At 30.7% G+C, this 13,011-nt stretch carries 12 protein-coding genes; 5 read left to right on the plus strand and 7 right to left on the minus strand.

All coding sequences use genetic code 11. The features are described 5' to 3' along the window. Window positions 1-7: 7 nt before the first annotated feature. The 3 genes from VB248_RS05755 to VB248_RS05765 all read right to left on the minus strand — a co-directional run bounded on the left by VB248_RS05755 (window position 8) and on the right by VB248_RS05765 (window position 2,838). The gene (locus VB248_RS05755) at window positions 8-1,306 is read right to left on the minus strand and encodes a hypothetical protein (RefSeq protein WP_323295790.1); all 1,299 of its coding nucleotides are present in this window, start codon (window positions 1,304-1,306) and stop codon (window positions 8-10) included. Next, on the minus strand, window positions 1,303-2,040 hold the full coding sequence (locus VB248_RS05760; RefSeq protein WP_323295791.1) for a hypothetical protein: 738 nt from the start codon (window positions 2,038-2,040) through the stop codon (window positions 1,303-1,305). The genes VB248_RS05755 and VB248_RS05760 overlap by 4 nt, the downstream gene beginning before the upstream one ends. Before the next feature lie 228 nt (window positions 2,041-2,268). Continuing rightward, on the minus strand, window positions 2,269-2,838 hold the full coding sequence (locus VB248_RS05765; RefSeq protein ID WP_323295792.1) for a hypothetical protein: 570 nt from the start codon (window positions 2,836-2,838) through the stop codon (window positions 2,269-2,271). A 494-nt stretch (window positions 2,839-3,332) separates the two neighbouring features. Between VB248_RS05765 and VB248_RS05770 the strand changes: the two genes are divergently transcribed. From VB248_RS05770 to VB248_RS05785, 4 genes are all read left to right on the plus strand, one after another. Next, entirely contained in the window at window positions 3,333-4,010 is a 678-nt protein-coding gene (locus tag VB248_RS05770; RefSeq protein ID WP_323295793.1) for a hypothetical protein, read from the plus strand. A 5-nt stretch (window positions 4,011-4,015) separates the two neighbouring features. After that, on the plus strand, window positions 4,016-5,116 hold the full coding sequence (locus VB248_RS05775; RefSeq protein WP_323295794.1) for a caspase family protein: 1,101 nt from the start codon (window positions 4,016-4,018) through the stop codon (window positions 5,114-5,116). A 125-nt stretch (window positions 5,117-5,241) separates the two neighbouring features. Then, window positions 5,242-6,501, plus strand: a complete 1,260-nt coding sequence (locus VB248_RS05780) for a formylglycine-generating enzyme family protein (protein WP_323295795.1) — start codon at window positions 5,242-5,244, stop codon at window positions 6,499-6,501. 149 nt (window positions 6,502-6,650) lie between these two features. Then, window positions 6,651-9,398 (plus strand): CHAT domain-containing protein, encoded by a 2,748-nt coding sequence (locus tag VB248_RS05785; RefSeq protein WP_323295796.1) that lies wholly within the window; start codon window positions 6,651-6,653, stop codon window positions 9,396-9,398. Here the strand turns inward: VB248_RS05785 and VB248_RS05790 are convergent. Then, window positions 9,390-10,085 (minus strand): hypothetical protein, encoded by a 696-nt coding sequence (locus VB248_RS05790; protein ID WP_323295797.1) that lies wholly within the window; start codon window positions 10,083-10,085, stop codon window positions 9,390-9,392. The two genes, VB248_RS05785 and VB248_RS05790, sit on opposite strands and share 9 nt — an antisense overlap. Further along, window positions 10,078-10,665: an RNA polymerase sigma factor gene (locus tag VB248_RS05795; RefSeq protein WP_323295798.1), complete on the minus strand. Its 588-nt coding sequence runs from the start codon at window positions 10,663-10,665 to the stop codon at window positions 10,078-10,080. The genes VB248_RS05790 and VB248_RS05795 overlap by 8 nt, the downstream gene beginning before the upstream one ends. Window positions 10,666-10,889: 224 nt before the next feature. On the opposite strand from VB248_RS05795, the gene VB248_RS05800 reads away from it, so the two are divergent. Next, a complete protein-coding gene (locus VB248_RS05800) occupies window positions 10,890-11,060 on the plus strand; it encodes a hypothetical protein (protein WP_323295799.1) in 171 nt (56 codons plus the stop codon). 108 nt (window positions 11,061-11,168) lie between these two features. On the opposite strand, the gene VB248_RS05805 is transcribed toward VB248_RS05800, so the two are convergent. Continuing rightward, on the minus strand, window positions 11,169-11,837 hold the full coding sequence (locus VB248_RS05805) for a hypothetical protein (protein WP_323295800.1): 669 nt from the start codon (window positions 11,835-11,837) through the stop codon (window positions 11,169-11,171). A 20-nt stretch (window positions 11,838-11,857) separates the two neighbouring features. Continuing rightward, window positions 11,858-13,006, minus strand: a complete 1,149-nt coding sequence (locus VB248_RS05810; protein WP_323295801.1) for a hypothetical protein — start codon at window positions 13,004-13,006, stop codon at window positions 11,858-11,860. Window positions 13,007-13,011 lie beyond the last annotated feature (5 nt).

The following is a 13,011-nucleotide window of genomic DNA, read 5'->3' on the forward strand; positions in this document are numbered from 1 at the left end:
ATTTCAATTAGTGGCAACTCACTCCAAATTTATCTTTGGTAAAAACTTTAAGTTTATCTTCAAGTACTATTCCAGCTCCCATTAGTAATTTTCCCCGAGTACAGTCAATTGCATTTTTAAAATCGTCTTCCAAGTAGGGAATACCATTTACTTTCTTGAAGTTGAGAGGACAAAATGCTTTTTGTGAGGCAAAGGATAATAAATAATCAACCCCAAATGGTTGAGAACAAATAAAATACGGCTGATTAGGAATCGAATTTATTTCAATCCATTTGCCTACTTTATCCGCATCAATTCTATAATTATCTAACAATAAACTTGTTTGGTTGTCTGGTGAAATATCAACTAACCGAATAAAACAAGGTTTCGTCACTCTTATGCTAATCCTAAGCGTATCACATTTGTAATACATTAAGTTCTCTCGACCTTTATCGGTTTTAATCTCAATTTCAAAATCTTCATACTTATACGGGTTAATCGTAACATTCACAGCTACATCTTTTTCAGACTGTGTTTCTGTTGTACTCTGATACGAAAGGTTATTTTCAATATAAGGCACTTGTTGAAAGTTTTCATATTCGAGGGCTGCCCTTTGGGTTAATCGCTTCGTTGTTTGTGCGATAATTTCCCAAGATGAACTTTCTGAATAAAACTGTTCATGAAGTGTATAGAAAAAAGCTTTCCCAAAAATCCCTCCTTCTTCCGTAATAAGAGATTTTTGGTCGAGGTCACATGATAACATTAAAAATGTTCCTTTTGAGTCAACAAAAAGTCGTTTCAGTGATTGGAGATTGAATAATGAGCGAGGTTCATTATTATTAAAGAAAAACTTATTTTTATGAAGGGCATTACAAGACTCATTAATAATAATACACAATCTTGCATTTTTTGACTCAAGAACTCCTTTTAATTTGCCTATGTATATATCCGACTGATTGGTTAAACCAAAACGTATCGTAGGATAAACACTTCCGCCTCTGTTGTAACCATGAGCCGCAGAATAACAGAATATTACATCATTTTTCTCGACTTTAATTTTTCTAATTTTATCATAAATCAACGAAGTATCCAAAAGTGATTCTGGTGTAAATTGAACTGAATCTATTTTCAAGTCTGTAACACTTAAGTTTCGACCTAATTCATATAGTTGTGTTTTTACAAACTTATTGCCAGCAAGTCGCTCATCACTTTCGGTATCTACTAATCCTATAATATGAATTGTTTGAGCGAAAGTAGCGACACCACTCATTAGCAGTATGACGAATAGTGTAAGTATTAAAAGCAAGATGTATTTCTGTTTCATCATTGGTTAAACTCTCGTATTAATTGAACATTACTTGTTGTTTTTAAAACACCCACTCTGAGCCCAACACCTCCAGTGTTATCAATGGCATATACTTCGCTCCAATAAATTGATGAAGTATCCACATTTGAAATTGAAGTAACAATGCAATCAATTTTTCCACTTTTCAATAACCTATATAGTTCTTTTATCGGTTTATTTGAAAATGTCTCATCATCTATCTTGTAGTCATAGTACCGCTGAAATCTATTTAGTAACACATCTGAATCAATAAATTTTTCTGTAGAACCAATTAGTAGGGTTTTGGGTCGTTTTGATAGAGTTTTATTTACATCTTGTGTTGTATAAACCCAATAATTAGTGCATTCATAAAATGACAAAACAATTCCAGCCAAAAGACCAGTAATCAAGCAAATACTTTTAATAATTTTTAAATTATCCAGAAAACATTTACCAATCAGAGTAATTACAACTATTTCTTTCAGGTTTTTATCATAACCTTTAACTACAACTTGGTAAATGCCTGCTTTAGATGGATTGAAACGAATTACAACAAAGTCTTTGTTAAGAGTCAATATGTCTGAATATGAGTTTTTTTGCTCATCTTTTAGTCCAAACTCTTTAGTATCACCAACAATACACAAGCTTCTAACATCTTTTGGTAAAAAAAGCTGGCGTTCAGTTTCTCTTTGATTTTTTTTAACGTGGAATTCAACAGTAAATGATGTTGTATTCATAAATACACTCAATTATAGGTTTTTATGAATAGATTCTCAAAAATACTTGGAAGGCTTTTTTACGGTTTCGAGTAAATTAAACACTCTTGAGTTATGAGTAAAAACGATAAGGTCTTGGGATAGTTTCATAAAACAATTAGGGTTATTACTATTAATTTAAGGTAGTTGTTGAATTTAGAGATATGATTAAAACATCGCATCACGACTTAAGAAATATTTCAAATCATATCATTGACTCAAATGTACTCTTAAGGATTTTAGGCTATTACTGAATAAAACTCGTAAACTTCCTTGATTTTCAAGAGGATATTTCTGGTAGATTACTTTCCATTCGAGTTCATCAACAAGCTTATCTTGGAGTATCATTCTATTTTTAGCAGTCATTTTTTCAATAATCGTTATGACCTGATTGAAATAGATTTTATTTTCTATTTCGGGAAAACAGGCACAAGTCTGTTCATGATGTTCATCTAATTTAACAACATCTTTATACCTACTACTTTTCCAATAATCTCTTCTTTTCCAATCTAAATGTCGTTTTACCCATGAGATTACTAATCCAGTACCATTCTCATCCGTTTTAGTAAGTTTTCCCTCAATAATTTTGAGATACAGTTCAAGAATAACATCATGGTATAAATCAAAAGCCAAGTCTTTGTCCCCATTAAGTTCTAATAAATGTCCTGAAAAGAGTGTTCTTTCTAAAAATTCAAATGACCACCTTTCTCCATTTTTAACTCCATCATAAAGGTCATCCGATGAAACTTTAGGCAATGCTAAGGATTGTATTAATACCATAATAAATATAATTTTTGGTGTTTAAGTATGGTTTTCAACATTGAAACCCAAAAAAGAGGAATATTTTTTTACAAAACTGAATGTAACTCTATTATAATAGGTAATGTGTTTTGACTTTTGCTGAAGTTAATTTTTAGAGAGTCACATATATTTTTAAAACATGTTTAAATATAAATAATATTGACTCATCATGGATTTTACAATCTTTCAAAAAGTGAACCCAATAAAATATACGTAAAAACATTTAAACAGATTAATTGAAGATTAAAACGGAAAAGACACGCTTAAAAAAGTGAATAACCGTAAAATAAGTTTTTAGAAAACGTGTAATTTTTTACTATTAATCTACTGATGTTAAACAAAATAGAGTCTAACGAATTAATACTTTCTTATTAAACACTAACTATTTCAAGAATATGCTGAATTTAAAATGTGTGCTTGTGTTCTGTTTCTTTTGTTCAATTCTAAGCTGTCAAAGAGGTTTTTCTCAAAAAATGATTGAGGGTATTGGAACTCCAGAACTAACCAAAGGAGAATTGAAAATTGAGTTTAAATTAACTTATTGCTCAAATGTGAAAAGAGTTGAATTAGTTGAGCTATCGACCAATAAAAGAACCGTATTGACTCCGCTAAAAGGTGAACTTAACAACCTCAGCATAGGCAATCATTATGTAGTATTTGACTATAAAACTGCGAATCTGTTTGTAGATGATGAATTTGTTTTACATGTATTTATAGACTCTTGTGCAAGTTTAGTAAAAGAGAAAAAGTACGTTGCTCCAGAAGTATTAACAAAAACGAAGTATAAACCTCATTCTGTTTTATTAAAACTGGGAGTTGCAGGAGTTGGAGTATTTGCAGCGTTGTCAGCCAACTCAATTAAGAGTGATTTTGATTCTAAGGTCAAGGTATTAAATGATTTATCACAAAGTTTGCCTCAAGTAAATGAACAACTTCAAACATTAAACGACTTAGAAACGTGGAATAATGCTTATTCAGAAGCACAAAAAGCTCAGAAAACAGGTTTGCTCAATGCTATGGTAGCGACGAGTATTTTATCGCTTGGGTACGAAATTTTCTTATTAACAACAAAAACAAATAAAATTGATAAAGGATTTAGCTTTCAGCCATCATCCACTTTGAATGGATTATCTCTTACTTATAAATTCTAACGACGATGAACAATAAGTTTGCTTTGATATTCATAATTTGTCTTACTCAATTTCATGGAATTGGACAAACTGTTATAAAACTCAATACCATTCAGTTGAAAGGAATTGAATGGATACAACCTTCGGTAAGTAATGAAACCATATTTCAAACCAATAATCCAAAAATTAATATAGAATGTAAAGCTATTTGCGAAGCCCCACTTGAAGCTAACAATTTTAAAGTATGGCTTGATGGACAAAGTATTTTTTCTGAGTCCATCTGTTTAAACAATACTTTTAAGACTTCAATTGAGGTAAGCCCTAATTATACACATGAGCTTTTTGTAACAGTTGAAAAAGGGAAAAAACTGATTAGCACAAGTACTTTAAAGATTTTCTTCAGACCCACACAAAAACGGGTAGCTTTATTAATTGGAAATTCAGACTATAAACATGGAACAAGACTGGGAGAAAATCCAATTAATGATGCTAATGATATGGGACAAACACTTCAATCATTAGGGTTCGACGTAAAAGTTATTACAAATGGTACACTTCAAACCATTAAAGATGCAATAAAAACTTTTCAAGAGAAAATTAAAGGAGCTGAAATGGCAACATTCTTTTTTGCAGGTCATGGCATTGAAATCAATGGTAAAAAATATATTATTCCGGTAGATGCTCAACTTAAAACTCCTGCTGATGCCAATGATGATGCCTATAATATAGAAACACTCTTTGAAAGACTAAAGTCTGGTAATGCAAAGCACAATCTCATCATTTTGGATGCTTGTAGGAATGACCCTTTTAAAGAGGTTGATATTCTTTCAAAAGGTGAAGAAAGAGCTTGGTCAAACACTGATAGAGGTTTTTCGGCTATTGAATTGAACAATGTACCCTCTGGTAATATTTATTTGGCAATGGCAACTGGATGGGGCAAAAAAGCACAAAATGGCACAGGTAGAAATGGTGTTTACACAGGACAATTATTGAAACAAATTAAATCGGGAGAAAGATTAGAAAAAGTTTTCGATAGAACTGGAATCAACGTAAAAGAGGAAACTAAACAAAAACAAAATCCACAGTTTTTAAAAGAACCAACTCACGATAACGAATTCGTTTTTTAGTCCCTATTTCAATTAACAATTAATCTTAGGTTTTCAGCAGTATTACAAAATATATATAAAATATGTACAAGACACAGAACTATTATTTATACATCTTTTGCTTGTTTTTTCTAACAGCTTGTAGCTTGGAACTCCCTACCAACAAAATGCTAAAAGAATGTAGCCAGCCTATTTCTATCCAACCCAGTTACCCAGATCCTTCAAACCTTGCAAAATTAAGATTTACACTCAATGGTAATTCTTCTGATATTAATTACACTGTTTGGAAAATCGTTTATAATGGTACAGAAGTGTATAAAAGTGGTCAATTTAAAGCAAATGAAAATCCAATTTTCACTTTTAATTTTGATGGATTATACAATATATCATGTACTTCTACCAACAATTGTGGTAAGTCAATAGATTTAACATATAGTTTTAACTATACAAAAAAATGTTTAAAACCTACGGATATTACAGCAACAGCAAATACATCAAGTCCATTAATTGTTGATTTAAGTATTAATGGAACTATAACAGATATTGCTAAAATAGAATGGATTATAACAGATATAAGCTCCAACTCAGAAATCTTCAGAACGGAAGTAACCTCAAGTCCTTTCACTGCTCAATCATCCATGTTGATTAGTGAAGGTAATTATAAAGTTGTAGCTAACATTACTAATAAATGTAAAGAAACCTATGAACTCACATCAACTTATGAACTAAAAATTCCTGATATTTTTAAAATTGAAATGGTTGATATAGAGGGTGGTACATTTCAAATGGGAAATAACAACGGTGATATAGATGAACAGCCTGAACATGAGATTACTTTAAGCAATTTCAAAATAAGTAAATTCGAAGTTACACAAGCCCTCTGGAGAGCTGTTATGGGAACGAACCCAAGCTATTTCCCTAATTGTGACGAATGTCCAGTAGAGCAAGTTTCTTGGAATGATACTCAAATTTTTATTGAAAGGTTTCAAAAAATTACAGGGAAAAGCTTTAGACTTCCTACTGAAGCAGAGTGGGAATTTGTAGCTAAAGGAGGTACTAAAAGCCAAAACTTTATTTATTCAGGTAGTAACTCACTTAATGACATTGCTTGGAATATTGATAATGCTGAATCTAAAACACACAAAGTTGGTCTGAAAATAGCCAATGAATTAGGGATATTTGATTTAACTGGGAATGTATTTGAGTGGTGTCAAGACTGGTACGATGGACTCTACTATCAGAATAGTCCAAAGTCAAATCCAATTAATTCCACAACCAGCCCATCAAAAGTATTAAGAGGCGGAAGTTGGAGTAGCACTTCAAAACTATCCTTAGTCACCAACCGAACCAACATTGCCCCAGATAAAGCATTTGCTGATGTCGGTTTTCGCTTAGCACTTGATTAAAATTTCATAATAAGCCTCCTTAAATTCCGCTATTAAGGAGGCTTTTATTTCATCTTCAATCATAATTAATTACTAATCTTTTTCTCATTTCTTTTTACTAAATTTAAGCTTAAATCTCATACAGTTGTCTAATCACTATTTTAAGCTTTATGAAAAAAAAATTACTAATCTTATCTCTCTTTCTGTTCTCATATAATTACACTATTTCTGCTAATACACAAAATAGTTCTTCTATTCGTACCATACGGAATTTCGAGAAAAATCTAACTAATCTTGAGGATAGTATATTCATAAATCCATATTTAAAAACGATTTTTCAAATCAAAAAAAATCTTATCTCTATACAAAAATCTAAACTTCCGCAGCTATCCAAAAGTACACTTGAACTCAAATTCAAAGTTAGTTTGGCTTATATTTACAGAGAGTTGAACCAGATTGACTCTTCATATTATTGTTCAAATGAAATAAGTAATATCCTTGAAAAATATCCAATAATTCAAAAGAATGAACCTCTTTATGTTGCTACTCATTGGGGTAATTTTGGTCAATTGTTTCAAACATCTTATCATTACTATACAAGAGCTATTAGTTGCTTTGAGGAAGGACTTAGGACTTATAAATACATAAAAAACACTCAAAAAAGAATAAAACAAAAAATAAATCTTCTAAACAACTTAGGAAATGTTTATGATGTTTTAAATAAAAATGATATTGCCGCTTCTTGCTATCGACAAATAGAAAAGTATCAATTAAACAGCTTAAATAATAACTACATAATTTATACTTCAATTGGCTGGAATCATATTAGATGTAAGGAGTACTCTAAAGCAATTACATCGTTTAAAAAAAGTTTAAACATTGTAAGAACCAGATTAAAAAATAAGGATACAAACTTATCTGATGAAGATATAGCTTTAGGTTTATTTGATTTGGGGATGGCTCATTCCTATAATTCAAATTATGCCGATAGCGACAAGTACTTAGATTATACTATCAATTATTATCGAAAGAAACATAAAGATAAAAATAAATACTTGAGCTTAGCTTTATTCCAGAAAGCTCAAAATGCTTATGCAAGCACGAATTATTCAACAGGGCTTACTTATACGCAAAAAGCAATAAGAGCAATTGTTGTTGAGTTTGAAGAAGACGACTTTAACAAAAACCCACAATTATCTCAAATTATAATTGATTACCCTACTCTATTCCACATTCTTTCATTCAAAGGAAAAATTTTAAGTCAGTTATATAAAAACAAACTATCAGGCAAAAATCTTGATTTAATAGTCAACTCATATCATTTAGCAGTAAAGTTATCGACTATGTTTAGAAAGCGTATAGAACATCCTGCTGACAAGTTAGTATTAAATCAAAACAATACTACTGTTTTTGATAATGCCATTGATGCCGCTTATCGTTCTTTTTATCAAGAGCCTACCATAAAAAAAGTGAATGTGCTATTAAGTATAATTGAAAATACGAAAGCACTGGCTTTGAGCGACAAAATATCAGTTGAAAAAATAAAGCTTAATAGTAATATACTCAAAATTGAGAATGAAGAGAGAGCTGAGGAGAAGAAAAATATTCTTTTGAAAGAAAAAATTGCAGAAATAAGATTAGATAGGGCAAAGTATGATAGCCTAAAATCTGAACTTCACAAAAGTGACATCAAGCTTGCTTCATATCAAAAATTAAAATTTGATAATATGTTTCCAAAATCTGGCCGAAATAATCTTTCAAACAATGATGTGAATGTTTATGAAATAATTGCCAATTTAAGTCCTAAAAGTGTTTATATAAATTATAGTATTTCCAATGATTTCCAAGTTTATGTTTTGGCCATTAATCACGAAAAAGTGATGTTTAAAAAATTAGCTAATAAGCCTTCTATCAAGAAAACCATTGATGATTTCACAAAATCTCTAACTAAAAACCCGACTGTTTTTTCTTATGAGGGAGCTAATTTATCACAAGACATATATAACTATCTCTTAAAACCAATTGAGCCTATGCTCATCAATCAAAATAGATTAATTATTAGTCGAGATGGTAGCCTAAACTATTTACCTTTTGAAACTTTAGAAACGGGACTACCCAAAAATGATAAACTCATAAATCATTTTGCTATTTCATACCAGTACACAGCATTGAGCTTTATTTTACGGAAAAATAAAGATGAATACACTCCAAATAAAATTCTTACAGTTGCTCCATTTACAACAAATCAAAAAACACCAGAAGGTAAAATTTTGAATGCCTTAGAGACACTTCCCAAAACTCGTGATGAACAAATTTTTAAAGATAAAGACGCAAGTAAACAAAACTTTATCAATAATATTGAAAAGTATAATGTTTTAAATTTAGAGTGTCATTCTGTGGCTGATTCAGCAAATTTTGACAATTCTTACATCATTTTTAGTCCAAAATCTGAACATTGGCAGTTAGGATATAATGAAATTCTAACCTTAGACCTTTCAAAATGTAAACTTTTGATTTTAGCGTCTTGCAACAGTGCTAATGGACGAAATGAAGCATACGAAGGAGTTTTATCATTAGGATATGCTTTCTATAAAGCTGGTTCTCAGTCAGTTATTGCTGCCCAGTGGGAAGCACATGATCGTTCAAGCGTTTTTATCATGTCTCGTTTTTATCACTATATCAACGAAGGAGAAGAAAAAGACTTTGCTCTGCAAAAAGCTAAAATTGACTTTCTGGAATCCTCCTTAGGAAAAGAGTTAGATCATCCATTCTTCTGGGCTAATCTAACTCTTACAGGTAATATAAATGCTATTGAATCTTCTACTTCTCTATACCTGTATTTTCTACTAATAATACCTATTCTTGTGATTATAGTTTGGTTTTTATACAAGAAGAAAAATAAAATACAGTTATTTTAAGAGGTTCGCCCAGAAAATTTGCCACCATAATTTAATCTTATCAAGGCTACTAATCGGATAAACATACTCACTACAATTATCCATTTGTTTATAGAGCCTTTTTGCATCTTTTACTTGGTCATTTTTAAGATATGACACGATTAAATGCCATTCTGCTGCCTCTTGATAGTATGGACGAATTGTATTTTGAGAATCAAGGACATTTTCAAAGTGTTCGACAGCCTTGGAAAAATTCCCATCTTTAAAACAACGTTGTCCTCTACTTAAGTTATCAAGTACTTCTTTATCATCAAAAGTTAAAACACTTTGTTCTGTATTTCTAACTATGGTCAAATCATTTTCAAAATCTGGTAATTCCACTGCTGTTAATGAAGCATAAAGCACAAATATCACACAAGCTGCAAGTGTAGTTATCAATAAGAAAAATGCAGCTTTGTAAGATTTAATAGGCGAACTCTCTAAAGCTCTATCTTCATTCTCTAATCTTTCTAAGGTTGAAAGGATAGTTTTTTCAACAGAACTCATTCGCAATAAATCAACTATCTTTTTATACTCTTCCACTTCTTCTGCTAATGTAGAATCATTTTTATATAATTCCTCAAACTCAAGTATTTCAGAAGGAGATAAAGTATTATTACAATATTTTTCTATAAGTTCTAATCGGTGAAAATTTTCTTGATTATTCATTTTTTGATAGAAGGGTTTTTAATTTTTCTAAACATCTAAACTTGCGAACTTTCATAGCATCTGGATTTCCTATATTTAATTGAGCGGCTATTTCTTTTATTGATAGTTCTTCGCCATAATACGCTAAAAGAATTGTTCTACATGGTTCTCCCAACTTTTTTAACACCTCGTTAAACGCATTACTATTTTCGTCATTTTCCAACTGATTTTGAGGAGTTTTTGTATCCTTTAAAGTCTCATGTTGATTAGTATATTCATTTTCTCGTTGTTCTCTTCTTTCATCTGCTTGTTTTTTTTTTAACCATTTATTGTGAGCAATCTTTATGAAATAACCCTCAAGCTCTTTAAATGACTTAGGTTCAAACTTCAAAGTGTAAACTTGACGAAAAAAAATCAAAATAACATCCTGAAATATGTCTTTAGCATCTTCATAATCTCCTCCTTGTTTGAAAATATAGGATGCCACGACTGGCTTGAATGAAGTATACAAAAAAGTGGTCACTGACTCTATTTCAGTATGAACATTACTCCTTAATACGCTTACGACTTGAGAAGGGGTATAGTTAATTCTTTGATTCATAGATACTTAATATTAAAAGCAGGATTAGTTGGGTAAGCAAGTATATGTATTTATTCACTTTAAAAAACGTTCAATTGAACCTTAAAGTATTTCCAATAGGAATTGAAAGTTATAAATAACTATGAAAATAATTATAGTAAAATGACAAAATAAGTCACAGAGGGTTATTTCGCAAACATGATATTGTGTGTTGATGCTCAACTTCCCACAACACACAAAAAATCATGTATAAGTTAATAACAATCTTAGTTTTGGGTGTTTTACTCGCTTCATGCAATGATGAAAACTCTATCAAACCTTTAGAAGTTAAAAAAAGTAATACAGTGGCCGCTGATTCTACTTCTTTAGTAACCAATGATGACCCTCCAGTATCAACTGGTAATGGAAGACCTTAAAATCTAAGATTCGCATCATCTCGCAAAAGCTCTATCTACTTTAAAGATAGGGCTTTTTGAGAATAGAGTAAATTCTCTCAACTAACAAAAGCACATAAACTAATTGTTTTACTTAGGCGGCAAATATTGTACCTTCTGCCAATTTTTAGTTGGTTTCAGCAAGATTTTTTTATGTCCCATGTTCAATATGTACATTTTTATAGAATCGTCATAGCGAATTATCAATTTTTGCCTATCACTGTAACGAATTCTCGGAACTCTTATGATAATTTTTTGGGGTTCATCATTTTCAAAAACAAATTGATATGTAGTATCAGTATTCAAACTCTTACCCAATATCCAGTCAATACTCTTTGTTCCAAGTAGGGGTTTGTGTGCGTTAGTTGAGTTGGAATTAATATACAAAGCTTTGGAGTAAACAAGCGACCCCTGCAAAGATTCTAAATTATAAAATTGTTGATAAATCAAACCGCAAAATGAACCCAATAGTGCTATACAGACTGCTATTTTAAGAATATTGTTAAATAAATGTATTCTATTAGATGGTGTACCTTTAATATTTTTAGACGATTCCTTAATTTCTATTTCAATGGTTGATTCTATTTCATAAAAATGTGACTCATCGAAAAAATTATCAATTTTTGTCCAAAGTTGAAAATCCCGAAATAGCTCTTCATCAATCTGCAATTTTTCAAGAAAAAGTTTTGCCTTTTCTTCATCCATCTCACCTTGAATATAGGCTTCAATCTCATCAAAATTATTTGTAATATATTGCATAATGTCAATGATATTAAAGACTACGATTCACAAATAAATCTTAACAATGCCAATCCTTTTTCACCGAACCAATTACTCTGAGGATTACCTACCTCTGCTTTCATCCATTCAATCAAAGCTTTTTTACAATCCTGCCTTTGTTGTGCTTCCGACTGTTTATTTTTATAGTCGGGCATAACACCAAAATTATTAGGCATATAGTTTAAACTTGCTTCTTGCAACAATCTTGTAAAACGAGTTTTTCTACCTGTGAGTAACAATATTCTGGCTTTCCCGGCATGAACATGCTCTATGGCATCTAAACCTTCGTAAATAAATGCAAAAACTTCATCTTTTGTAAAAAGATTAGTTTTTAGTTTTATCAATTCTTTAGGATTATCTTTCTTATCTTCTCTAAATGATTTGTTGCTTAAAGTCTTGTAAATTCCTTCCCAATAATTTGGTAAAGATGTTCGGAGAATAAAATTTCTTTCTTTAAGTTCTCCAAAAAAAATTTCCATACTTTCAGCAAATATATCTAAGTTGGACTGGCGTATGTAAGCTAATCTAATACGACATAATTCAAAAATCTTGTTTGAAACCCGCTCTTTTTCTATTTCATCATTACAGTATCTGATAATAAAAACCATAAATACTTCATAATATAATGATTCGAGTTTTGATATTTTATTACGAAAAAACTGTTCCTCTTTGGCAAAGATTTTATGAACATAAATATCAAAGACTTGTTGACTTATCCAGTCGTTACCCAATACTTCAGCATCTTTAAAAGAACTTCTGAAGTATTTTTTTTGGGTAAACAACTGAAAGTAAGGTGTAATGATTTTACGGATTTTTTTTTCAATAGCGAAATACTCCGTTGTTTGATGACTTATAAACCTTTGCATTTCAATACGGAGCTGTTTCTCGTAGTTTGAAAGCGAAAGTATTTTTTTTAATTTCTTAACTATTTGGCTTTCTCCTGGATTATATCCGTATTCTGAAATAAAGTATATCATTATTTTTATACTATTCTCTATTTCTTTTTCTGCTTCTTCGTCTTCGTATTTTTGTTTAGCATAAGAGACAAGTTGTTTTCTATAAAGTTCTCTAAACCTTAATATCGAATTTTTTCTTATGTATGAATTTTCATTAATAAGTGCTTTTATTACTTCTTCAAACAGCGTCATATCAT

The organism is Arcicella rigui (assembly GCF_034929435.1).
Classification (GTDB): domain Bacteria; phylum Bacteroidota; class Bacteroidia; order Cytophagales; family Spirosomataceae; genus Arcicella; species Arcicella rigui.

Bases quoted from the DNA above. Each gene is read 5' to 3' on its own strand.
- VB248_RS05810 (WP_323295801.1), bottom strand. From the start codon at position 13,006: ATGACGCTGTTTGAAGAAGTAATAAAAGCACTTATTAATGAAAATTCA.
- VB248_RS05805 (WP_323295800.1), bottom strand. From the start codon at position 11,837: ATGCAATATATTACAAATAATTTTGATGAGATTGAAGCCTATATTCAA.
- VB248_RS05760 (WP_323295791.1), bottom strand. From the start codon at position 2,040: ATGAATACAACATCATTTACTGTTGAATTCCACGTTAAAAAAAATCAA.
- VB248_RS05775 (WP_323295794.1), top strand. From the start codon at position 4,016: ATGAACAATAAGTTTGCTTTGATATTCATAATTTGTCTTACTCAATTT.
- VB248_RS05795 (WP_323295798.1), bottom strand. From the start codon at position 10,665: ATGAATCAAAGAATTAACTATACCCCTTCTCAAGTCGTAAGCGTATTA.
- VB248_RS05800 (WP_323295799.1), top strand. From the start codon at position 10,890: ATGTATAAGTTAATAACAATCTTAGTTTTGGGTGTTTTACTCGCTTCA.
- VB248_RS05785 (WP_323295796.1), top strand. From the start codon at position 6,651: ATGAAAAAAAAATTACTAATCTTATCTCTCTTTCTGTTCTCATATAAT.
- VB248_RS05765 (WP_323295792.1), bottom strand. From the start codon at position 2,838: ATGGTATTAATACAATCCTTAGCATTGCCTAAAGTTTCATCGGATGAC.
- VB248_RS05770 (WP_323295793.1), top strand. From the start codon at position 3,333: ATGATTGAGGGTATTGGAACTCCAGAACTAACCAAAGGAGAATTGAAA.
- VB248_RS05790 (WP_323295797.1), bottom strand. From the start codon at position 10,085: ATGAATAATCAAGAAAATTTTCACCGATTAGAACTTATAGAAAAATAT.
- VB248_RS05755 (WP_323295790.1), bottom strand. From the start codon at position 1,306: ATGATGAAACAGAAATACATCTTGCTTTTAATACTTACACTATTCGTC.